19 protein-coding genes and 2 riboswitches are annotated in these 22,492 nt (G+C 37.8%); of the genes, 8 read left to right on the top strand and 11 right to left on the bottom strand.

Annotated elements, in window-relative coordinates:
• Positions 1–33 precede the first annotated feature (33 nt).
• A complete protein-coding gene (locus tag CXF79_RS00630; protein WP_101153530.1) occupies positions 34–1,389 on the top strand; it encodes a hypothetical protein in 1,356 nt (451 codons plus the stop codon).
• A gap of 84 nt (positions 1,390–1,473) precedes the next feature.
• On the opposite strand, the gene CXF79_RS00625 is transcribed toward CXF79_RS00630, so the two are convergent.
• From CXF79_RS00625 to CXF79_RS00605, 5 genes are all read right to left on the bottom strand, one after another.
• Entirely contained in the window at positions 1,474–3,342 is a 1,869-nt protein-coding gene (locus CXF79_RS00625) for a TonB-dependent receptor domain-containing protein (protein WP_101153529.1), read from the bottom strand.
• A 36-nt stretch (positions 3,343–3,378) separates the two neighbouring features.
• Positions 3,379–3,818, bottom strand: a riboswitch (cobalamin riboswitch).
• A 12-nt stretch (positions 3,819–3,830) separates the two neighbouring features.
• Positions 3,831–4,715 (bottom strand): cobalamin-binding protein, encoded by an 885-nt coding sequence (locus CXF79_RS00620; RefSeq protein WP_011042000.1) that lies wholly within the window; start codon positions 4,713–4,715, stop codon positions 3,831–3,833.
• 81 nt (positions 4,716–4,796) lie between these two features.
• Positions 4,797–5,414, bottom strand: a complete 618-nt coding sequence (gene cobO, locus CXF79_RS00615; RefSeq protein WP_011042001.1) for a cob(I)yrinic acid a,c-diamide adenosyltransferase — start codon at positions 5,412–5,414, stop codon at positions 4,797–4,799.
• Between the two features lie 56 nt (positions 5,415–5,470).
• Positions 5,471–6,457: a FecCD family ABC transporter permease gene (locus tag CXF79_RS00610; RefSeq protein ID WP_011042002.1), complete on the bottom strand. Its 987-nt coding sequence runs from the start codon at positions 6,455–6,457 to the stop codon at positions 5,471–5,473.
• Positions 6,450–7,280, bottom strand: a complete 831-nt coding sequence (locus CXF79_RS00605) for an ABC transporter ATP-binding protein (protein WP_101153528.1) — start codon at positions 7,278–7,280, stop codon at positions 6,450–6,452. Before CXF79_RS00605 ends, CXF79_RS00610 begins: the two co-directional genes overlap by 8 nt.
• A gap of 29 nt (positions 7,281–7,309) precedes the next feature.
• A riboswitch (cobalamin riboswitch) is annotated at positions 7,310–7,463 on the bottom strand.
• Positions 7,464–7,727: 264 nt separating this feature from the next.
• Between CXF79_RS00605 and bfr (CXF79_RS00600) the strand changes: the two genes are divergently transcribed.
• Both bfr (CXF79_RS00600) and bfr (CXF79_RS00595) read left to right on the top strand, forming a co-directional pair.
• Entirely contained in the window at positions 7,728–8,213 is a 486-nt protein-coding gene (gene bfr, locus CXF79_RS00600; protein WP_011042004.1) for a bacterioferritin, read from the top strand.
• 9 nt (positions 8,214–8,222) lie between these two features.
• Positions 8,223–8,690: a bacterioferritin gene (bfr, locus tag CXF79_RS00595; protein ID WP_101153527.1), complete on the top strand. Its 468-nt coding sequence runs from the start codon at positions 8,223–8,225 to the stop codon at positions 8,688–8,690.
• Between the two features lie 71 nt (positions 8,691–8,761).
• Here bfr (CXF79_RS00595) and CXF79_RS00590 read toward each other — a convergent pair whose 3' ends face one another.
• From CXF79_RS00590 to CXF79_RS00580, 3 genes are all read right to left on the bottom strand, one after another.
• Entirely contained in the window at positions 8,762–8,956 is a 195-nt protein-coding gene (locus CXF79_RS00590) for a (2Fe-2S)-binding protein (protein ID WP_011042006.1), read from the bottom strand.
• Between the two features lie 319 nt (positions 8,957–9,275).
• Positions 9,276–11,339: a M13 family metallopeptidase gene (locus CXF79_RS00585; RefSeq protein WP_011042007.1), complete on the bottom strand. Its 2,064-nt coding sequence runs from the start codon at positions 11,337–11,339 to the stop codon at positions 9,276–9,278.
• A gap of 336 nt (positions 11,340–11,675) precedes the next feature.
• Positions 11,676–12,902, bottom strand: a complete 1,227-nt coding sequence (locus CXF79_RS00580) for a threonine/serine ThrE exporter family protein (RefSeq protein ID WP_011042008.1) — start codon at positions 12,900–12,902, stop codon at positions 11,676–11,678.
• A 90-nt stretch (positions 12,903–12,992) separates the two neighbouring features.
• Here CXF79_RS00580 and CXF79_RS23455 point away from each other — a divergent pair, with 90 nt between their 5' ends.
• From CXF79_RS23455 to CXF79_RS00565, 3 genes are all read left to right on the top strand, one after another.
• Positions 12,993–13,166, top strand: coding sequence for a hypothetical protein (locus CXF79_RS23455; protein WP_187148291.1), 174 nt, complete (start codon positions 12,993–12,995; stop codon positions 13,164–13,166).
• 75 nt (positions 13,167–13,241) lie between these two features.
• Positions 13,242–14,012 (top strand): class II aldolase/adducin family protein, encoded by a 771-nt coding sequence (locus tag CXF79_RS00570; protein ID WP_011042009.1) that lies wholly within the window; start codon positions 13,242–13,244, stop codon positions 14,010–14,012.
• Positions 14,013–14,229: 217 nt separating this feature from the next.
• Positions 14,230–15,405, top strand: coding sequence for a mandelate racemase/muconate lactonizing enzyme family protein (locus CXF79_RS00565; RefSeq protein WP_011042010.1), 1,176 nt, complete (start codon positions 14,230–14,232; stop codon positions 15,403–15,405).
• A gap of 33 nt (positions 15,406–15,438) precedes the next feature.
• On the opposite strand, the gene CXF79_RS00560 is transcribed toward CXF79_RS00565, so the two are convergent.
• The gene (locus tag CXF79_RS00560; RefSeq protein ID WP_101153525.1) at positions 15,439–16,383 is read right to left on the bottom strand and encodes an amidohydrolase family protein; all 945 of its coding nucleotides are present in this window, start codon (positions 16,381–16,383) and stop codon (positions 15,439–15,441) included.
• A 65-nt stretch (positions 16,384–16,448) separates the two neighbouring features.
• Positions 16,449–17,174 (bottom strand): SDR family NAD(P)-dependent oxidoreductase, encoded by a 726-nt coding sequence (locus CXF79_RS00555; RefSeq protein ID WP_101153524.1) that lies wholly within the window; start codon positions 17,172–17,174, stop codon positions 16,449–16,451.
• Between the two features lie 247 nt (positions 17,175–17,421).
• Here CXF79_RS00555 and CXF79_RS00550 point away from each other — a divergent pair, with 247 nt between their 5' ends.
• Positions 17,422–17,892: a DUF3010 family protein gene (locus tag CXF79_RS00550; RefSeq protein WP_011042013.1), complete on the top strand. Its 471-nt coding sequence runs from the start codon at positions 17,422–17,424 to the stop codon at positions 17,890–17,892.
• Between the two features lie 562 nt (positions 17,893–18,454).
• The gene (locus tag CXF79_RS00545) at positions 18,455–20,251 is read left to right on the top strand and encodes an acyl-CoA dehydrogenase C-terminal domain-containing protein (protein WP_101153523.1); all 1,797 of its coding nucleotides are present in this window, start codon (positions 18,455–18,457) and stop codon (positions 20,249–20,251) included.
• Between the two features lie 346 nt (positions 20,252–20,597).
• On the opposite strand, the gene CXF79_RS00540 is transcribed toward CXF79_RS00545, so the two are convergent.
• On the bottom strand, positions 20,598–22,328 hold the full coding sequence (locus tag CXF79_RS00540) for a dipeptidyl-peptidase 3 family protein (RefSeq protein ID WP_101153522.1): 1,731 nt from the start codon (positions 22,326–22,328) through the stop codon (positions 20,598–20,600).
• Positions 22,329–22,492 lie beyond the last annotated feature (164 nt).

The following is a 22,492-nucleotide window of genomic DNA, read 5'->3' as shown; positions in this document are numbered from 1 at the left end:
TTATTTTGAAATAACATCTTGAGGATCTCCCCCTTGCATAAACATTTAATCTCTCCTTTATTGTTAACCCTTTTTCTTCAAGGTTGCGGTGGTGGTTCATCATCATCGCCTGAAGTGCCAGTAGACCCAGTTGAATACACTTTCTCATTAACCGCACAATTGACTAACGATTGTGGCGTGGCAAGTGCCTTTAGTGACGTGGAACTTTTACTTCAAGATGATACTTGGCAAACGCTTAATACCTATAAAGCAGATGACAGTGGTGTGATCAGTTTTGTTACTACCAGTGAGTTTATAAACTACACGCTAGTGGCGAAAGATCAGCAAGGTAGTGAAGCACAAGGCTTGAATGTGGTGAGTTTTTATCAAGCAAGCAGTGCCACGCCATCGCACTATCAAGCCCAGTTTGATGAGTTAGTCGATAATACTAGCTGTGAGTGTGTAACGCAGAACCTTGAACTTTCACATCGTCCTTTTGTTACACAAACGGAAGTAACTAGTTCATTACCCTTTGATAACTGGAAAGAGGTTGATGATAGTACAACCTTATTTGAAGATGTGAAGGTGTGTCGTGCTGTAGAGGGTGAATGGCCGTTACATTCTTTTTCAGTGAAGGGCACTGATGCAAATCAAAAAGCGATAGCTGCTGCCGATTTTTCAGATGACTTTACGGAAAATGTAGCAGGCGTTTGGACTTTATCGGCTTTTCAAGTAGCGGATGCGGTTGACTTAGTCATGCCACATCAGGATTTTAATACTAATCAGTTGATTGAAGGCACTACGCATTTTCCTATAGCGGTCACTAAAGACGATGATAGTGTCTTAGTTTTTAGCACCCATGATCATATCAGTAAAACTTTTTATCAATCTCAAGCCAGTGTGACCTTTGATGAAAGCAGTTCTATCTTCGGTAGTTCAGTCATTAAGACCCATCATCAATTGATTTCGACCATTGCAAAAGACTCGTTTTTAGTGAATGCAAATGAGCAAAAACCACCTATTGATGATAGAAATTTTTCAGAAATAAAAGAAGATGGTAGTTACGATTATTCGGCCGTCTCAGGTTACCCTGTGGCAGTGATAAGCTTTACTTTTACCACTTTTGATCCGACAACTAAATTGTTAATGCCTGCTAAATGGACATTCTACGGGCCAGAGCAAGGCATGTTGGCAATCAGTGCTGACCTGACAGGTTATACCGACATTATTAATATTGATACCGATAAAAAATCTACTGATATCCACTTAATGAAAAGTATGATGACAAATAACTATCAAGACTATATAAAGTATTATCAAGCCGGCAATACGGTTGAGAATGCTTTAGATGCTAGCAATGATTTTGTTAAAAACCTTAATGAAGTTGAAATTAGCATTAAGCTGAAATAGTTTAATTATTTCTACATAAAAAAAGCCTGCAATTGCAGGCTTTTTTGTGAATGAAAATTAGGCTTTGATTAATACAAGGTTAGGTTAAAACTTATAATCTACAGTAAGGGTATAACCACGCTCTGAACCAGGATATTCACTTGATGTTTGATAATCTTTGTCAGTTAGATTTGTTACCTTCGCTAGTAAACTTACTTGGTTGTTTAGTCGGTAATTTAAACCAACATCAAGCAAAGTAAAGGCTTTCAATGTTTTTACTGGATCGTTAGCACCATCATATCTACTACCTTGATAGTCTACATCAAAGGTGAAATCAAACTGCTTGAGTGAGTAAACGAAGTTATAATTTGCAGAAAAATTTGGTCGTCTAGCTAATTGATGATCTGTCGTTTTGTCTTCAGCATCAACATGGCTCAATGTTAATGTGTTATTGGTGTTGTAAATAGCAGCAGTAAAAGTTGCTTCAGCACCTAATATTTTAGCTTTTGCAACATTTGAAGGCTTATATGCACCTGATGCAGTAGGAGCCCACTCAATTAAGTTATCAATATCTGATTGGTAAATAGATACTTCAGCAGAAAGAGTATCGTTTTGAAAACGTGCTAAAAATTCCGAGGTATCCGCGGTTTCTGATATTAAATCAGGGTTGCCTTGCCAAGGGTAGTATAAGTCGTTGAAGCTAGGCGCTTTGAAAGCAGTTCCGTGACTTAGTGAGAATAGTAGTTGATCATTAACTTGGTAACCCGCAGCTACTTGATACGTTGTCTCGCTATCAATGTCGCCTACTTTATCATAACGAACAGAAGCTTCTAATTTCACTTGCTCAATATCATGACGACCCGTGACAAAAACTGCGTTAGCATCTCTATCGGTTTCATCATATTCTTTATTACTTTCAATGCTTTCTGTATACCACTCAAATCCTGCAGTGATTTCTGATGAGTCAGCTAATGGCAGTTGAGCTAACGCGGTAACTTGCTCACGATTGGTAGTGAATAAGCTATTTGCATTACTGGCGCTATTTTGACTGTTGTATTTGCTGTAGTTATCTTCAGTGCTGTCTTCTGAAGTACTTAAACCTAATTGCAAATACACCTGTTCTAGCTGAAGATGGTTTCGTAATAGAAAGTGGTAGTTTTCATACGTGGTTTCGTCACCACCGTATTTGGTGTTAGCATCAAATTCAGTAGTGCCTTGGTCGTACTGTGTATTTAACTCAAGTGCATAGGCTTGAGTAAACTGACTGGTACCAGAAAGTGCTATTGATTGACGGTCATAACCATCGTCATCGTTTTGATCTACGGTATATTGGCTACTACCATCAGGGACAACTACATCAAAACCATCAGATTTTTCTGCCGTTGCGCTTAATGTGTAACCGTGTTCTTTATTACCAAAGCCTAATGCACCATAACCTTGGTATAAGCTATCACTGCCTACTTTTATTCCTACCTGGCCTTCACCTGCAGCTAAGTCACGGGTAAAAATTTGGATTACACCACCAATGGCATCAGATCCCCACAAGGCAGCTCTAGGTCCTTTAATGACTTCTACACGTTCAACCAACTGTACCGGTATCGAAGCAAGACTTTTCGAGCCAAGTGTGGCAGAGCCAATCCGAACTCCATTAACTAATACTAATACGTGGTCTGAATTAGTACCACGTACAAAGGCAGACGTTTTATGCGCAGAAGTACCTTGCGTATTAATAGAGATACCGGCAACTCGGCCAAGTAAGTCACTAATAGATAAAGGCTGAATTTGTTCTATGTTTTCTCTAGTGAATATATTCACCGAAGCTAAGGTATCAAATTTGTCTTGAATACTGCGGTTAGCAGTAATGACAATGGTTTCGTCTGCTTTATCAATCGTTGTAGGGCTAGTTTGCTCTGCAAAAGAAAGTGATGAGTAAAGTAGGCTGCTTATACTTAGTGCTATTATTGTTTTGTTCATGTTTTCCTCAGTTATAAGCACCCACCGTGCTTACAATGATAAATTAAATTTCAGGCCGGTCTCCGGACTTGAGTTACCAATATACCCAAACTACTTGAAGATGTGTGCTTCAGGACGCCTGAGCAATTTATGATCAAGGCGCTTCCTTTTATTAAGGGTTATCCCCTTAATAAATGAGGTAACGAAGAGCATGTTTTGCTCAGACGTCCCCGTTGGGCTGGTTTAGAATTGCTTTAAGCTACGTTATTGATTTCGACAATATAATAACTATTTTCTTCAATCAATGCCTTGCCTAAAGGCGTTTCTAATTCCAGCTGAAATCTGTATCTTCATGTAGTTTGGGTATAGCTGGCAGCTCACACCGTTGCGGGGGCAGTATTGGTTTAACCAATTTCCCGTTTCACCTTTAGCTATTACTGAAGTTATTCTCTTACTCACATGTAAAGCTAATAGGCACCTAAAATATTTCTTAGTGACTAGCGTTGAGGCTAGCTATGCTTTTGTTGTAGAAATGATCTTGTTTGATCTATTTCTGCACACAAATCTTTTAATGCCGTTAAGCTACGTAATGTCATTCGATGCATAGCATCGGCATCAGGCTGTAGTATTTGTTTATTAGCTACGGCTGGTATTATTGACCAATCTTGCCAGTTAAAGGCTTCGCGCTCTTTTTGATTTACTGATAATGGTTGGATAATAAGTTCCACTGACGCGGGTAGTACTTGCTCAATACTAATTTGAGGGTAGGGAGTGATCACATGCTCAAATGGGTTTTTTACTTTGCATATGTTCAAGAACTGCTGAGGCCAGCTTCCTTTTGCAACCGTTGTTAAAGGTCTAGACCAAAGCTCGTAAAAACCAGTTATCTCTGTTTTATGTTGGTATTGCTGCTTTATTTTTATTAACGCTTGTTCAAACTTTGTTGCTACTTCTTCACCCCGTGTCGTGTGACCAGTAATTTTAGCAAAGCTGCGTACTTCGTTTGCTATGTCTTCAAACGTGTGCGGTTGGGAGTATATGATGTTGAAACCAAGTTGCTCTAATCGCGCTAAGTCATCACTTGGATTGCCACTTTTCCAAGCAATAATTAAGTCAGGCTGTAGTTCAATCACTCGTTCTAGTTGTAAACGTACATAATTACCAATTCTCGGTATTTTCTTAGCTGCTTCGGGATAATCAGCAAATGATGTTGTACCAATAATTTGCTCGCCGGCGCCAACATCATAAAGCATTTCAACAATATGAGGGGCAAGGGCGATAATGGTAGGTTTACTTTTTTCTTTAGTTAATTTTTTATCAGTTTCTTTATTCTGTTCAGCATACGATGCGCTTGAAATAAAGAGTAAAATAAAAAGTAGAGAGATTAATTTCATTAGGTTGTTTCTATGTGGTCATCAATTATTGAGCTAACTCATAAAACGTTAGCTCTTAGTTAATTCAAAAGGGAACAGTCGTTACCAATCGATACCTTTTTGCGCTTTTATACCGTTATCAAAAGCATGTTTGATAGATTGTACTTCGCTAACCGTATCGGCAAGTTCTATAATGGCGCGATGACATGCGCGGCCAGTAATAATTACATGTTGATGTTTAGGACGGTTGTTTAATGTTTCAATTACGTCATCTAAATCGAGGTATTTATACGACAGCATGTAGGTCATTTCATCGAGTAAAACCACATCAAGATTTGTATCGCTGAGTAACTCTTTACATTTAATCCATACTTGTTTCGCAGCGGCGATGTCTTTTTCTTTGTCTTGAGTATTCCAAGTAAAACCTGTACCCATGACACTAAATTTTACACCAGCATTTTCAAGTAATTGTCGCTCGCCACAAGCCCATGTACCTTTAATGAATTGGGCTACTGCAGCATTAAGACCATGGCCAACCGCACGGGCAACCGTACCAAAACCAGAGGTGCTTTTTCCTTTTCCATTACCTGTTATTACAATAAGTAAACCGCGCTCATCCGTTGCATTATCAATGCGAGAATCAACTTTCTCTTTTAATTTTTGCATTCTTTGTTTGTGGTTATCAGCAATGTTGCTGTCAGTTGTTTTTTTATCAGTCATAGGGTTATCTCCACTGTGCTAATTTATTAAAGATTAGTTTGTTAAACATAAGTTGATTAAGTTGTCGCTCTCGAGCGATACATGATAAATAAGAAAAATATGCTACCTAGTGCTGAGGTAATAATACCAATAGGGATCTCGGCATGAGGTAGTGATGATCGGGCAATTACATCGACCCAGATAAGAAATATAGCGCCGATTAACGCACTGCCAATAATTAATTTTAGCGTTGTTACGCCAATGAGTTGCCTAACAATATGAGGGATCATCAAACCAACAAAGCCAATACCTCCACAATAAGCCACTATAGTCGCGGTAAGTGCAGCACAAATACCTAACATCAGTAAACGTAACTTATCTACATCAACGCCCAAACTAGCAGCACTTTCATCGCCTAATAATAGCGCGTCAATTTGTCTATGTAGTGCAAATACGGTGATCATTGCGATTAATAAAATACTGGCGATGACATAAAAGTTACTCATTTCAACGCGCGCTAAACTGCCCATTAACCAAAAAATGACACGATTGGTGGCAAAAGGTTCGCCAAAATAGAGAATGAATTGGGTTATTGATGCAAGCATGAATGATACGGCTACACCAGCGAGTAATAACTGCTCCATACGTTGGAGTACCTTAGCAATGAATACCACTATGATGACTGAAAAGAGTGCTCCGAGAAATGCCGCTAGTGGTAGCGCAATAGTGAGATTATCGGCCAAGGAAATATTCGCGATTGTTGCACCTAAACCGGCACCAGAAACAATCCCGAAAAGATAAGGGTCGGCGAGCGGATTACGTGTAGTGTTTTGTAAAATAGCACCGGCTATAGCTAAGCCCATTCCTGCAACTAGCGCAACTAATACCCTTGGAATACGTACTTGCCAAATAACAATGTTCGCTATTTGGTTTTGGCAAGATCCGACTAAGCAGGCCATCAACTGAGATGAATCGATGTCGGCAGGGCCAAATGTTATGGCTGCGAGTGCAGATAGAATGACTAGTATCGCTAATGCGAATAAACTAGTTGATACTTTATTCACTTAAAGGCTCCGAAATGGCGCTGTATTGCATGCTGTTTTCTTCAAGATAAAAAGAGACTTGAGTGGCACCAGTGATAACATCAACATTCTGCTGACAGGGTAAGCCAAAAATTCTGCTTAGTTGCTCTGGAGCCAAAACTTCTTTAGGGGAACCATCGCAAATTAATTGGCCTTTATCTAATAGCAACAATCGCTGACAATATAAACTGGCTAAATTGAGATCATGTACTGTCATAATCACGGTAATATTGAGCTTATTTACTAACTGTAATACTTGATGCTGGTAATAAACATCAAGGTGATTGGTCGGCTCATCAAGAATTAATATTTGGCTAGCCTGAACCAGTGCTCGAGCAATTAATACGCGTTGCTGTTCACCGCCAGAGAGTTGATTAAAGAGACTCTCTTGGGCGTGACTTAATCCTACTTTACTTAGAGCTAATTCAATCTGAGACTTATCATAATCACTATCGAGTGAAAACAAACTTTTGTGCGGTAAGAGACCCATTTTCATCACGTCTTGTACTGATAAAGCAAAGATAGAGTCATTTTTTTGCATAACTAAAGCGAAGTGTTGAGCAATTTCTTTAGCACTGAATTGTGTTATAAGACGATTTTTAAGATGTACACAGCCGCTAACGTTTGCACTGGCAAGAATATTGGCTTGGTTTATTATACAACGTAATAAGCTGGTTTTACCTGCACCATTAGGGCCAATAATACCGATCACTTCACCTTTGCGGACAGTAAAATTAATGTCTTGCAAGATCGTTTTATTTAGAACTTTCCAGCTGAGCCCAGAGATATTTAGCAGAGTAGACATAATTAGACTCGTGTTTTCCCGCACGGTAATAAGTATAGTTTTGTTCGTTAGCTATCTGACTTTGATTTAATATTTATTGTAAAAATAAACATCAGTTCATTCACAGTTGCGGGTACAGCGATGGATTTACACCATCTTCGATAACACAATAAAACCTTTGAGAACGAATTCTATCTTGAATCAGAATCATTAGCAAACTTTAGATGTTTAGATGGCTATTAGTTATGCTTGCCTATATTTATAATTAGGAGGGCCTTTGATATTCTTAGATACACTTTTCATTATTTATACCTAATGAAAATACAAATTATTTTCACTTAAAATATAAACAGTTAGTAACATTAATTCTTCTTAATAATTCGATAAATTCTTATCCATCTACTACGCTTTAAGGCAACTGATTTTCAGTATTCTCAATATGTTCTCAAAATATTAAAGAGGTATAAAATGAAAGGTAATCCAAAAGTTATAGCAAGTCTAAATGGCTTATTACATAACGAGTTAGCCGCAATTGATCAGTATTTTATTCATTCTCGAATGTATCAAGATTGGGGACTAGATAAACTTTTTGACCAACTTGATCATGAAATGCAAGAAGAAATTACTCATGCAGATGCTTTGATAAAGCGGATTTTATTTCTTGAAGGCATTCCTAACTTAGCCGACCGCCGAGATTTAATTATAGGTGACGATGTTCCTAGCATGCTCACTAATGACTTAACACTTGAAATGGAAGTTGTCGCTGCATTAAAAGCCTCTATTACCTTGTGTGAAAGCGAAGGGGACTTTCAAAGTAGAGAGATGTTAGAAAAACTACTGGAAGATACCGAAGAGGATCATGTTTACTGGCTTGAAAAGCAGCTTGGACTTATTAATAAAATAGGGCTGCAAAATTACATCCAATCTCATATGGGTCAGCATTTACCGGGTTAAGGGGTTGTCATGAAAGGTAATAAACAAGTTATTGCGTTATTAAATAGTGCGTTGGCAATTGAACTCATCGCGATTAATCAATATTTTTTGCATGCACGCATGTATAAAAATTGGGGCTTAGAAAAGCTCAATAAAACAGATTATAAAATATCCATTGAGAAAATGAAGCAAGCAGATGATCTTATTGAACGTATATTATTTTTAGAAGGCCTGCCAAACTTACAAGATTTAGGCCGCTTACATATTGGTGAACATACGACAGAGATGCTGCAATCAAATATGGATTTAGAGTATGTCTCTCGTCAGGCTTTACAAACATTAATTGTAGAAAGTGAGAAAGTGCAAGATTATATCAGTAGAGACTTAGCTGAAGACTTACTGGAAAATGTAGAAGAGCAAATTGATTGGATTGAATCGCAACAATACATAATTGATCATGCAGGTATCGAGAATTACTTACAATCCATGATGAGTTAATTTTTTATGTTATTTGAATATGCGAGGTGCAGCTTTAACGTTAGCTAATTATTTTATCCGTTAAATAGGACTTAAGCGACCTGTGGCTGTGCCTCAGCAATTTGTATTAACTTTCTGTTGAGTACGCGTTTAGTGCATTGACAACATTTACCACATTGCGATCCTACATTAAGCTCTTGGGTTAACCCTTTCATAGTTTCTACGCCATTATCAATAGCGGATTCTATCTGGGTATCGGTAACACCATGGCAAATACAAACGTACATAGAAAAACTCTCGACTCAAAAAATATTGCTTAATTAATGATGCATATAGTAACCTTAATGATAACAATTATCAATAAGATTGTTTCGTAATGAAATTAATAAGTTAGTCTTTTTGTGTTAAATCAAAGAGAGTTTTCTATAAAGTTTTTCTCAATCAGGGACGTTAATAACTCATTTTGAATGAAAGTCAGGTTCTCTATCTGCTTTAATTTTTATGTATAGGGAATATTTCCGAGTTTAGCTTTAAAATGAGGACAAAAAAAAGGAGCTGAAGCTCCTTTTTTAATTGTTATTTCTTATCGTTATATTCGTAAACTAATTACCAAATTTTAACGCGTTTTTCTGGTGCTATATACATAGCATCCCCTTCTTTAACATCAAATGCTTCATAAAATTCATTGATGTTTGAAAGAGAGCCAAGTGCACGGAATTCAGCAGGTGAATGTGGGTCAGTCGCTACACGATTACGTGCAGACTTCTCTACAATTTTTGCGCGCCAAATTTGAGCATAACCCATAAAGAAACGTTGATCGCCGGTTAAACCATCAATAATAGGTGCTTCTTTACCATTCAATGATGCTTTATAGGCTCTATACGCGATAGTTACACCCGATAAATCGCCAATGTTTTCACCTAAAGTCAATTTACCATTTACAGCTAAGTCGTCAAAAACGTGATATGCATCATACTGTTCAACTAAGGCTTTAGTACGGTTAGCAAACTCAGCTAAATCTTGCTCAGTCCACCAATTTCTAAGGTTGCCTTCTGCGTCATATTTACTACCTTGATCATCAAAACCATGGCCCATCTCATGCCCAATTACTGCACCGATGCCGCCGTAGTTAACAGCGCTATCAGCTTTCATATTAAAAAATGGCGCTTGTAATATAGCTGCAGGGAAAACGATTTCGTTTACCGTTGGGTTGTAGTAAGCATTAACTGTTTGCGGTGTCATGCCCCATTCCCATTTTTGAATTGGACCACCAAGTTTTGAAACTTCTTTATCATGAGATAAGCGTGAAGAACGTAGAATATTACCCACTAAATCGTCAGCGTCGATGCTAAGTCCAGAGTAATCTTCCCATCTATCAGGGTAACCAATTTTAGGCGTGAAAGCGGCTAACTTAACATGGGCTGCTTTTTTGGTATCTGCTGACATCCATTCAAGATCATCAATGCTATTGCCATAAGAGGTACGTAAATTTTCAACTAACTCGCTCATGCGTGCTTTAGCTTGTGGAGTAAAGTGGCGAGTAACATATACTTTGCCAATGACTTCACCTAAATTTGAGTTAACGACACTAACGCCACGTTTCCATTGTGGTCGTTGCTCTTGTCTACCACTTAATTGTTTAGAGTAAAAATCAAAGTTTTCGTTATCAATATCAGTACTTAAGTAACTAGCGAAATTACTTAAGCTGTGGAAATTCAAATAGGTTTTCCAATCTTCTAACGAAGTTTCGGCAAATATGCCACCGAAACCAGCAACAAAATCTGGTTGGTTGATAATAATATCTTTTTGAGAGGCAACACCTTGCGCAGCTAAATAAGCTGACCAATCAAAAGCATCTGTTAATTCATTTAACTTATTAACAGCAAACTTGTTGTAGCGTTTTTCACTGTCGCGACTTTGAACTTGGGTCCAGTGAAATTTAGCTAACTTTGTCTCTAGTGACATGATAGTTTCAGCGGCTTCTTTACCATTAGCAAGACCAGCTAGTTTGAACATGTTTTCAATGTGGGCAATATAACCAGCACGTAAAGCGATAAAACGTTCTGTTTCATTAAAATAGTAGTCTTTATCAGGTAGACCTAGGCCACTTTGCCAGATGTGAGTGGCATAGCTGCTAGAGTCTTTAGCATCAACACTAATGTAAAAAGCTAAAGGGCTGCCTACACCTACGGCTTGATATTTACCAAAAAAAGTCGCTAATTCTGATTTGTCATTAATATTGTTAATAGCATCAAAAACAGGTTGAATTGGTTTAACACCTAAATTATTACGTTTTTCCGTGTTCATGTATGAGCGAAAAATATCAGCTACTTTTTGTTCATCGCTACCTTTAGCTAAGTTATCTTCTGCAGCAAGCTCTTCTATGATTGCTTTAACATCATCATCGGCTTGATCGCGAAGATCATAGAATGAACCAATAGCCGTTTTATCACCTGGAATTTCGTGGCTTTTTAGCCAGTTACCATTTACATAACGATAGAAATTATCTTGTGGACGAACGCTGGTGTCTAAATTAGCTTTTTCGATGCCTGAAGCCAGTGCCGTTTTTTGAGTCACTAATGGTGCGTTATTGCTACTATCAGCTTGAGTAGTACAACCGCTCATTAGTAATAATGATGAGCAAATTGCACTAGTAATAATTGCTTTCATGAAAAGTCCTTATTTATAAGTCATAGAATGTGTTTAAGTGCGCACAATATAAATCGTATTTTAATTTTTTTAATTATTTATACTTTTAATTTGTTTGCTATAACATGCTTTATGCGCACGATTTCTCGATTCTACGGGGAATTTTTAAGGATTTCCAGCAAGTGAAACATCATTTTACATATTTGTTTTATTTGGAAAAATAGCCAGAATTCATGATGAAAGCGCTATTGAAGGTAAGTCGTTGGTTTTGTTTGGTTAACAGGCTTGCAACATTGAGTTAACAAGCCTTATTGGAACTAATATTGATGTTCACAACATTAGTTAACGGCTAACTCATTATAAGTTTTTACCGTGGGGCAATACTGCGTTGGAGAATATTATACCTGCGACCAGAGACATAAATATTAAAAATGTTTGTGAGCCTAAATCGGGTACATTTAGCATATTTTGACCTGATACTGCGCTGTTTAAACCAATATATACTTTTGAACCCGGCACAAGCACAACTAAACCAAGCAGTCTTACAATGCTAGAAGGTAGGTTCATCAGTCGAGAGAATAAGTTGCTATATAAGCCAAGTGCAAAAGCGCCAACGAATGCACCTAGCGCCACGCCTAAATATTCGGTAGCCCATATGCTGACACCAAAAGCAATATAACCAGCAATCATACCCCAAGGTGCATCTTTTAATCGGACTTTAAAAAGAATAACTAAGCTTACTGATAACGTGGTTACCGCTAACCAAGAAGTCCAAACAGGCATTGTTTCAGGGGGCAGGAATATTGCGGTTCCCCACATTAAGTTACCTAAAGCCATACCCAATACCGCGCCGAAATAAAGCTTAAACAGCACCATTATACTGTCCATGATGCGTGCTGTACCAGACATTAAATGTCGAGCGGCAAGTTCAGATAAACCGACCGTTAAAGACAAACCTGGAATAAAAACAATGATGCTAGATAGAATAACCATAGGAATATTAATACTAGGGTCAATCATAGAAATTGCGGAGGCTAATAGAGATGCCGTGAGCGCTGCCATAGGCTCGAGTAAATCTGACATGCGCCGTGAACGTTCTGACCAAAGTACAAAGGCAAAGGTAACCCAACCTAAAATAGTTGACCAAAAGACATCGTGCCAGCTGGTATGCATTAACATGGCGAAAGCGCCACTTGATGCACCAAAAGCTAAAAAAGATAACAGTGTGCCGTAAGGCGCTGGTTTATTTTTTACCTCGGCTAAACGCTCGATCGCTTCTTCGAGCGTGCGTTGGCCATCAATTAACTCATCAACGAGTTCATCAATACGTGCTAAAGAGCCAAGATCAATATCGCCAGGGCTCACTCGAACTAAGTGATTATATTGTTGATCATCTTCATCATCAGATAAGATGAATGTTAATGCGGTAGGCGTGATGATAAAAGAAGCTCGAAGTTCGAGAAACTTAGCAATAGATAATAAGTTGTCTTCTAGGCGATAAGCCGTAGAACCCAGCTTATGTAAAGCTTTGCCTAATTTGATGATAAAACGGCGTTTTTGGTAAAAATTATCGGTTTTCTGCATTGCGATATAAAATGGTAAGTTGCACTGTTCGCTATGGTAATCGATTTTGCTAAAACTGGGTATAAAAAAATAACGAGAAGAGAGATAAAAATGACATTGATAATTATTTTGGCTTGTGTCTTCATTGCTGTATTTTTGATGGTTACTTTGGGGGAAAAATTTGGTAAACCCATGACCGATGAGCAACAAGGTAAATACAGTAAAATCATACGAATATTGGTATTTGTTCTGATAGTGGCAGCTATTATCAAAACCATGTTTTAAACGACTTTATTGCTTATTCATCATCAGGTAAAATGGTGCAATAAACCCCTTGTCTTACCTACAAAGAGATCTGTGATGCAACAATTGCCTAAACTCGACTTAAAAAATAAAGTATCAGCCCAAGAATGGCAATTACGGGTTGATTTAGCGGCTTGTTATCGATTATTGCAAATGCATGGTTGGGATGACCTTATTCATACCCATATTTCTGTATGTATTCCTGGTACAGAACATATTTTGATTAATGCTTTTGGTCTAGCTTTTGAAGAAATAACCGCTTCAAATTTAGTTAAAATTGATATCAAGGGGAATATTATCGACAAAGACTGCCCGTTTGAAATAAACCCTGCTGGTTTCACTATTCATAGTGCAGTACATGAAGTACGCCATGATGATATTTGTGCTTTGCACGTGCATACCAATGAAACCATTGCCGTTGCTAGTGTTGAAGAAGGTTTGTTACCGTTAAGCCAGTATTCTATGTTTGCGTTAGCTTCGATGAGTTACCATGATTATGAAGGCCTAGCGGTGAATGATGATGAAAAGCTTAGATTACAAAATGACTTAGGTGATAAAAACTTTATGTTATTGCGAAATCATGGTGCCTTAACCATGGGCAAAACCATTGGTGATGCTTTTATGCATATGTACGATTTAACGCGTGCTTGCCAAATACAGTTGCAAGTAATGGCAACGGGTATGAAACCTATTTATGCCCCGCAAAGCATTATTGATGGTATTAAAGCGCAAGCTAATATTGTGCACGATGGGGAAACTGGCGGTCAAAAAGCATGGCCAGCGATGTTACGAAGAGTTTATCGTAATGATCCAACCTTTGCAGAGTAGTTATTATCTTTTTGTTGTATCGTCCAATTTACACGTCAAAAGTACTCATTGACTAACGTCAACTCCGTGCGTTTTCCTTTAAATAGAATGATACACCTTCAAGATAAGCAACTACTGTCTCTAGTTTTATGAATACGTTACATAACAAATTATTTGAAAATGAGAGTTAACTAAATAGAGGTTAACTAAATAAAGAATTAACTTAGTTGAGAAAAATATGAAGATTACTCACGTTGAAGTTTTTGATATCCACTGTCCTAAGCGCATTGGTTGGAACCCAGTTTTTATACGTATACATACTGATGAAGGTATTAGTGGTGTTGGTGAGGCAGGGTTAGCTTATGATTGGGGGCATAGTGCCGCCGCAGCCATGATTAAAGAAATCAGTGAAGCGGTACTTATTGGTTTTAATCCGTTTAATACCGAGCTTTTATGGTCTCGCATGTTACGCGAAAGTTTTTGGGGCTTAGGCGGCGGACCTGTTTTATATTCAGCGATGAGCGCAATTGATACCGCACTTTGGGACATTAAAGGTAAAGCACTAGGCGTGCCGGTTTATCAATTATTGGGTGGTAAAGTAAATGATAAATTGCGTACTTATGCTAGCCAACTTCAGTTTGATTGGGATACTGAGATAAGTAAGCTAATTGAACCAGAGCAATATGCTGAAGCCGCATTAAAAGCCATTGCACAAGGTTATGATGCGGTTAAAGTTGACCCAATAGTTTATAACGGTGATGGCAGTTCTTCTTTTGATAGAACAAAATTATTTACCAAACCGCAAATGCGTTTATTTGGTAACCGACTACGTGCTATTCGTGATGCTGTAGGCGAAGATGTTGATATTATATTTGAATCGCACTCATTAATGGGCGCAGCCTCAGCAATACAAATGGGCAGAATTGTCGAAGAAGTTGGCTGTATGATGTACGAAGAGCCGGTTAACTATTTGAATCCAGCCGTACATAAAAAAGTGTCTGATAACGTTAATGTACCGATTGCCGGTGGTGAACGTTTGTATCATCGTTGGGATGTAAGACCTTATTTTGAAGATCAGAGTATCGATGTATTACAACCAGATGTGGGTTTATGTGGTGGTTTTACTGAATCGAAAAAAGTTTGTGATTATGCTGACGTTTACGATATTCGTATACAAGCGCACGTATGTGGTGGTCCGGTGGCAACAGCGGCATCATTACACTTAGAAACTGCTATCCCAAACTTCTTGATTCATGAACACCATACTTACGCGATTAAAGACTGGAACAGGGAGTTATGTTTGCAAGATCCACAACCAGTAGATGGTTTTTTCCAAGTGACTGAAGTACCAGGTATTGGTATAGAACTTAATGATGCAATCGTTAAGAAGTCGCCAAACGTAACTATCAAATAAAGAATTAGTAGATAGTTTAAGCTGCTAGCTTTGTCAGTTAGAAAGTTGATAAATACGAAGCGCATTACTGAAAAGTAATGCGTTTTTTTCATTTTTACTGCATTGCTCAATTACTGTGGATTCAAGAATATCCTGCCAATAACTAACATAGCTCTTATGCCTTAGCTCTTTACCTAGCTTTTTACCGAGTAAACACAGCGGAAAATTACTGGCTAGCATCACTCGCTCAATTGAAAAGGTGCTGATGCAAAAACTGGTTACTTCACTAAACCATGACATTTTATATTCTCGGTCTTGCATTTCCCAACCAGAGCACTTAATAAAGACATTGGGGTACTTCGCAAGTTCACTGATATGTTGTTGCCATAACTGCCAAGCATGACAGTTTATGTCTTTAGGTACTCTTTTAGGAGGGAAGCCAGCATGATTGATCACGAACCGGAGTTGGCTATTTGTGGTGATGGTTTGGGTTAATAGCGGTATAAGGTTAATCGCACTTTCATCAGCTAATGGTAATTGCAGTTCAAAAATAAAGTCAGTTATTTCATTAAGTTTGGCAAAATATTGTTGTGCGTTTTTATTCGTTAAAATAGCCGCCGCTTGTTCATCTAAAATATGACGAACGCCAATTAAACTCTGATATTGCTGTAATCTTTGTAATGTTGCTTGAAAGTGCTCGGGCGTTGCTAATAAGTCGATGCTAGCGATAGTTCTATTTTTTTGACAGGGTAAACTTTCAATATACTCAAGTTCACGCCAAGGCTCTGCATTATCGAAACCTGCTTCAATATGAACAAAACCAGCCAAGTTTATTTTACTGTTGGTATGTAAGGTATTATTTAATGCTTCAATATCAAAATCGTGTTGGATAAGTGACTTATCGGGCCAAAAGGGTGGGTTTTCTGATTTAAGCCAATGATAATCTCCACGCGAGCGATCAAATAAATGCAGATGTGGATCAATAATATTTACGGTCATAGTGTTTAACTTTCTATTATTTCAATGGCTAGCAGGTTCAAGTTCAACTTTAGTTTCAAGTAAAACTATTGTGCGGTATAACCGCCGTCGATCACTTGTAAACTACCGGTGATAAACTTAGCTTTATCTGATGCTAAAAATAGTACTAACTCAGCAACTTCTTCTGGTTGACCTATGCGCTGCAACGGTTGCAACTTCTCTTCATCCCTATGCACTTCGCTTTTATCAGCACCTGATTGCTGACAATAGTTATCAATGGCTTTGTGGTACAGCGGTGTTTCAATGGTACCCGGGCAAACGGCATTAGCTCGAATATTAAAAGCTGCGTAATCAAGCGCTGTTGTTTTAGCGATAGAGGCGAGGGCACTTTTACTTAAGTTATACGCAAACGAATTATGCTTGGCGATTAATGCTTGATCAGAGGCCATCAACAAAATCGACCCATTTTTGTTAGCTTTCATTGATGGCAACACCGCTTTAATTGCAGCATAAGCACCTTTAACATTAATGTTAAATACTTTATCTAGATCAGCTTCACTGGTATTTTCAATCGTGGCTGAAAAGTGAATGCCGGCATTTGAAATTAAAACGTCTATGGTGTGTTGCTTAGTAATATCATTAATTATCTCGGTTACCTGGCTAACGTTAGTAACATCACACTGGCGAAAATCTCCTTCAGCAGAAGGGGACAAATCTAAATTAAAGACTTGGTAATTATTCTTGATGAATAATTTTACAATACTTAAACCAATGCCAGAGCTTCCACCGGTGATTACACACACTTTTTTCATTAAATTTACTCAATTAACGCAATTAGTAGAAATGATACCTGTAAGCACCATCAAGTTCCATAAAGTTCAGTTCCAATTACTTCTTTGTATAATTTGCGTGTTTATACCCAGCTAAATAATCAAAATATAGAATGACTATGCCTGAATTATTTTTCTTGGCTAAAGTCATTTTAATTCCCACTGAAATCCTGCACTTTGAATGATAATGAGTATATAATATTGGCAATTAGATTAATGAGGTTTTTCCATGAGAGCTTGTGGCGTAGAAATTAAAAGTAATGATGCGATTATTTGTATCGTGTCAAAAGAAAACAACTTGTATGATATCCCTCATACGCGCGTACAAAAAATTAGCCTTGATAATGCAGGCGATGCAGAAGAAGTGAAAAAGTTTCAATTTACTTTTGCCAAGTTAATGGAAGATTACAAAGTTACTCATGTGCAAATTAAAGGTCGTGCTTTAAAAGGTAAGTTTGCTGGCGGACCTATTGGTTTTAAAATTGAAGCCGCTATTCAATTAATTGCTGAACTAGAAGTTGAAGTTTTATCAGGTACTTTTATTAAGAAAGAATTATCGAAAAGTCAAATCGACATTGATTTTCGTGATACTGGCTTAAAGCAATTTCAAGAGCAAGCATTTACTACTGTTTTTGCTTATTTAGAATCGCAAAACAATGCCTATAGAGTAGACTCTGAAGATAATAATCAAGAAGATTAATATTTTATCGCGCTATAAGTTTTAAATCATTCATTTTAAATGAATCTATTTGAAATAAAAATTTAGACAAAGAAAGCTTAGTAATTAACGTTACTAAGCTTTTTTATTATCCACTTTTAGTAAAAAGCCAGCTCACTTAGCTGGTTTTTTTGTTTTTCTGCTCGTAAATAGACAAAGAAATTTAAATTATTCAGTCAAGATTGCTAAAGATATTTTAGGTGCTCCTTCAATTGAACCCTATAAAAATGATGATTTTATGTTGGTGTGTAAACTGTTTTTCGAAAATGATAATTTTGTTCGTGTTGAGTTTTAAATTCGCTGTAGCCCAGTTGATAAGGCGATGAGATATAAATGAAATAGGTGAAAATGTACTGGGATATTAAAGTGTTCTATCGCTTAAATTTAAAAAATCGTGACTTAAAATGAGTGAAATATCACAGCTTTTGTTATTTATACTTTAAAAAGTGTTAATAACGTGATTTAATCAAACACCTGTTTGAAAGTCAGACCTCGGACCAGTTGGCTTTTGTTAAGCCAAAAAAGTTAACCATTGGAGAAAGTCATGCCAGAGTATAAAGCACCGATCAGAGATATTAAGTTTGTTATGCAAGAATTACTTGATTGCGATAATCATTATCAAAAGTTAGGTTATGAAGATGCTAGTTTAGATATGGTTGACGCCATAATTAGCGAAGCGGCAAAATTCACTGAACAAGTTATTGCCCCTATCAATCAAAGTGGTGATGAACAAGGTTGTACTTGGACAAATGGTGAAGTCACGACGCCTGATGGTTTTAAAGAGGCTTATCAACAATATGTTGAAGGTGGTTGGCCAACATTAGCACAAAATGTAGATTTTGGTGGTCAAGGTTTACCGCATTCATTAAATACTGCAATTACAGAACTTTTCTCTAGTGCGAACCATAGTTTCGCTATGTACCCAGGTTTGAGTCATGGAGCATTAGCAACCATTGAAGCACATGGTAGCGAACAGCAAAAAAATCAGTTCATTCCTAAGTTAGTTGAGGGTAGCTGGACAGGCACCATGTGTTTAACTGAACCTCATTGTGGTACAGATTTAGGTATGTTGCGTACAAAAGCCGAGTTAAACGATGATGGTAGTTACTCGTTAACCGGTACTAAAATATTTATCTCTGCGGGTGAACATGATTTATCAGACAATATTGTTCATATTGTTATTGCAAGGATCCCCGGTTCCCCTGAAGGCAGTAAAGGCATTTCGCTATTTATTGTGCCTAAATTTAATGTTACTAACGAAGGTGAAACGAGCGATCGTAATGCGGTTAGTTGTGGCTCTATTGAGCACAAAATGGGTATCAACGCTAACGCAACCTGTGTGATTAACTTTGATGGCGCTAAAGGTTATTTAATTGGCGAAGTAAATCGTGGTTTAAACTGCATGTTTACCTTTATGAATGTTGCGCGTTTAGGCGTAGCTACTGAAGGCGTTGCAGCGGCAGAAGCATCATTTCAAGGTGCATTAGCTTATGCAAAAGACCGATTACAAATGCGATCTTTATCGGGTGTTAAAAATCCTGATGGACCGGCAGATGCAATCATAGTTCATCCTGATGTTCGTCGTATGTTATTAACGCAAAAATCTATTGCAGAAGGAGGTCGAGCACTGATCGCCTATTTAGCACAGTTAGTAGACATTGGTCATGCGAGTACCTGCGAAGAAGAAAAAGCAACGGCAGAAGCTAAGCTGGCTTTATTAACACCTATTGCTAAAGCTTTCCTCACAGAGCTTGGTTTAGAATGTACTAGTCATGGCGTGCAAGTATTTGGTGGTCATGGATTCATCAAAGAGTGGGGCATGGAACAACTAATGCGCGATACAAAAATTAGTTGTTTATATGAAGGTACTACAGGGATTCAAGCATTAGACTTATTAGCGCGAAAAATCTTGGGCTCAAAAGGAAAAATTCTTAAACCTTTCGGTAGTGAAGTTACTAAGTTCTGCTTAGAAAATGCTGAAGACGATGCTATGCAAGAGTTCATTCAACCTATCATGAGTTTTGGTGGTGATTGGCAGAAAATGACAGAAAAAGTTGGTGAAAAAGCAATGCAAAACCCAGACGAAATTGGTGCTGCATCTGTTGATTATTTGATGTATTCAGGTTATTTAACCCTCGCTTACTTCTGGGCTAAAATGGCAAAAGTTGCGCAAGATAAGCTCAAAGAGGGTTGTGATGATGAAGCTTTTTATCAAGCAAAAATTAAAACAGCACGTTTCTATTTTCAACGTATACTGCCACGTGCCAATGGCCATGCCGCTTGTGTTGAAAATGGTGCAGAATCGATGATGGCACTCGATGCAGATGATTTTTCTTTCTAGGCTGCTATTTGCTTTAAGAAGTTAGCTTAGGTAAACGCTAACTTCCTTTTGCTTACTTAACCTGAACTCTGGATAATGAGTGTTTGATGTTTAAGTAAAATCAACAACTTAGATTGTTACGTATAAAAAGTAATAAAGTTAAAGTAGTTATAAGCTTTACCAATGTTTCATTTTATTCAATTATCAAGGCAAAACGTTTATGAATAGCCGGCTATTTATCGACGTTTTAACGCTGAGAATTGGATGAAGAGGAATGTTGAGCAAGTGCTGCTTATCCATAGTTCAGGTTACTTAATAAAAAGGCGCTTATCGATTAAACTCGAACAGCGCCTTTTTTGTTTTTTCGTTAAAGGCCTAAAACTTCTTTACCTTGTTTGAAGACAATATCTACCGGGATTTTAGCTTCCTCTAAGCGGGCTAAATCTGCAGCAAGTGTTTCACCAATAACGCCACTTTCTTTTACTAAGCTATCAACGCCTTGATAGTCACCATTACCTTGTAAGGTTAAGATAAGCTCAGACAAAGAGTCTATTGCAGCGGTCATTTTATCAACATTAATGCTATACAAGCCCTGTTCATTTCGGCTAAAAGCACCTTTCTCTTGGAAGTAATTAAAACGAACCATGTTGGCTTTACCATGTGCTGAACTTGCGCCAAAGCGAATTGAACGGAAAATTCCAGCCATAAAGGTGGTGTAGTAATCTTCTAATGTACCGTCAGTGATCGCGTCTTTAACAAGTAGTTGGCGAATCATGTATAAACCAAGAATGTCGGCTTTACCTTCTTCTAATGCAGATGCATGCTCTTTTAATGCTTGGCGAACTGGGCCTTGGCCATTAAGGGTGTTTTTAATGCCTAGGCCATGAGCAACTTCATGAAACATGGTATTAGCGAAGAAACCAGTGAAAGTTACGTTCTTACGCTGCTCAGGCACGATAAGCGTATCAGCGATAGGTAACATGATGGCATCAAACTTGGCACGCATGGCATTTTTCAATTGTAAACGTCTGGTGCCTTTTTTCAGCTGTACTTCTTCATCATTTGGTAAGTTGATCGCAATAGTTTTGCTACCCGCATTAGAATGTCCCGCATAATAAATAACATCATAGGCATTTAAGTCAGCGTCAGAGCCTGGGACCTCTGCTTTATACTTTTTGGCTACAGGTAGACCCTTTTGCAATTCAGGCAAGAACTGGGCGTATTTAGCAAGCTTTTCGCTCCAAGCTAAATCTTTAATTAATACGTATGATTCAAAAGCGGCGCGGTAACCATAAAGTTGGTCTTCATAGCTCTCAATAGGCCCTATAACAACATCAATTGGATTGTTTTTCATATCCATCCAAGCAAAATCTGATGCTTGATATTCATCAGTGCGTAATGCTTGAGCTCGCATAGTTAGGTAGTTAGCAAATTCTTTATCGTCGGCAAACTTTGCAGCTTCATCAAGAATGGCTGCTGCACGAGCCATTTGGTCATGATAAATTTCAGAGAAAGGAACACTCATCAATTTACCGTCATTATCACGACGAACAACGGAGTAAAGTCCTTTCTTATCGCTAAATTCACTTTGTTCAAACTCTGCTTTAGTCATATCTGCAGGATAAAATTCGGCGCCATGTGCTTTTGTCGTCGTTTGACTTAAAAATACTTTGTCGCCATTCAGACGATCCCAAGGACCATAGTTTATTTCAGCAAAGCGTCTTACGGTCAAATCGCTAATACTGGCTAAAAAACTTGCTTTGTCTTGTGAAAAAGCTTGCTGCCAAAATAAGTCATCCATTATTTTTGAAGCATCAATAAGTAGCGCTACCATCTGCTTTTGGTTTGCAGATAAGTGGCTTAAATCTGCTGTTAAGGTGACTTCTTTGTATATATTTAAACGTTGTTCAAAACCTGAAAGAAGTTCAGGTTGGCTTGAGAGGTTATCACTTTGTGCATCTACAGCAGCCTTTTGGGTGATGTTTTCTTTACTCGTTTTGTCTTTGGCATTATTTTCAGTGGCAGAGTTACAAGCGGTTAACGTTGCGCCTGCAAGTAATACCACGGCGGCTATTTTTGTAAGTTTTAGTGCTTTCATAAGAGATCTCTACATATAAGTTGCGTAAAGGTTAAAAAAAAACTGACGGGAGTGCAATAGTGGAGGGTAATATAATGTGGTATTGACTGTAAAGCTAACGGTGTACTTCAATAGGGCATGTTCAAATAGGCATGAACGAGGAATTTTAGGCATAAAAAAACCGA

The organism is Colwellia sp. Bg11-28, from assembly GCF_002836245.1.
In the GTDB taxonomy this organism is placed as follows: Bacteria; Pseudomonadota; Gammaproteobacteria; order Enterobacterales; family Alteromonadaceae; genus Colwellia; species Colwellia psychrerythraea_A.
Note: the sequence above shows the minus strand (reverse complement) of the source record. Positions and strands in the feature narration are given on the sequence as shown.

Coding starts and splice junctions, on each gene's coding strand:
- CXF79_RS00625 (WP_101153529.1), bottom strand. CDS start 3,342: ATGAACAAAACAATAATAGCACTAAGTATAAGCAGCCTACTTTACTCA.
- CXF79_RS00620 (WP_011042000.1), bottom strand. CDS start 4,715: ATGAAATTAATCTCTCTACTTTTTATTTTACTCTTTATTTCAAGCGCA.
- cobO (WP_011042001.1), bottom strand. CDS start 5,414: ATGACTGATAAAAAAACAACTGACAGCAACATTGCTGATAACCACAAA.
- CXF79_RS00605 (WP_101153528.1), bottom strand. CDS start 7,280: ATGTCTACTCTGCTAAATATCTCTGGGCTCAGCTGGAAAGTTCTAAAT.
- bfr (WP_011042004.1), top strand. CDS start 7,728: ATGAAAGGTAATCCAAAAGTTATAGCAAGTCTAAATGGCTTATTACAT.
- bfr (WP_101153527.1), top strand. CDS start 8,223: ATGAAAGGTAATAAACAAGTTATTGCGTTATTAAATAGTGCGTTGGCA.
- CXF79_RS00590 (WP_011042006.1), bottom strand. CDS start 8,956: ATGTACGTTTGTATTTGCCATGGTGTTACCGATACCCAGATAGAATCC.
- CXF79_RS00585 (WP_011042007.1), bottom strand. CDS start 11,339: ATGAAAGCAATTATTACTAGTGCAATTTGCTCATCATTATTACTAATG.
- CXF79_RS00580 (WP_011042008.1), bottom strand. CDS start 12,902: ATGCAGAAAACCGATAATTTTTACCAAAAACGCCGTTTTATCATCAAA.
- CXF79_RS23455 (WP_187148291.1), top strand. CDS start 12,993: ATGACATTGATAATTATTTTGGCTTGTGTCTTCATTGCTGTATTTTTG.
- CXF79_RS00570 (WP_011042009.1), top strand. CDS start 13,242: ATGCAACAATTGCCTAAACTCGACTTAAAAAATAAAGTATCAGCCCAA.
- CXF79_RS00565 (WP_011042010.1), top strand. CDS start 14,230: ATGAAGATTACTCACGTTGAAGTTTTTGATATCCACTGTCCTAAGCGC.
- CXF79_RS00560 (WP_101153525.1), bottom strand. CDS start 16,383: ATGACCGTAAATATTATTGATCCACATCTGCATTTATTTGATCGCTCG.
- CXF79_RS00555 (WP_101153524.1), bottom strand. CDS start 17,174: ATGAAAAAAGTGTGTGTAATCACCGGTGGAAGCTCTGGCATTGGTTTA.
- CXF79_RS00550 (WP_011042013.1), top strand. CDS start 17,422: ATGAGAGCTTGTGGCGTAGAAATTAAAAGTAATGATGCGATTATTTGT.
- CXF79_RS00545 (WP_101153523.1), top strand. CDS start 18,455: ATGCCAGAGTATAAAGCACCGATCAGAGATATTAAGTTTGTTATGCAA.
- CXF79_RS00540 (WP_101153522.1), bottom strand. CDS start 22,328: ATGAAAGCACTAAAACTTACAAAAATAGCCGCCGTGGTATTACTTGCA.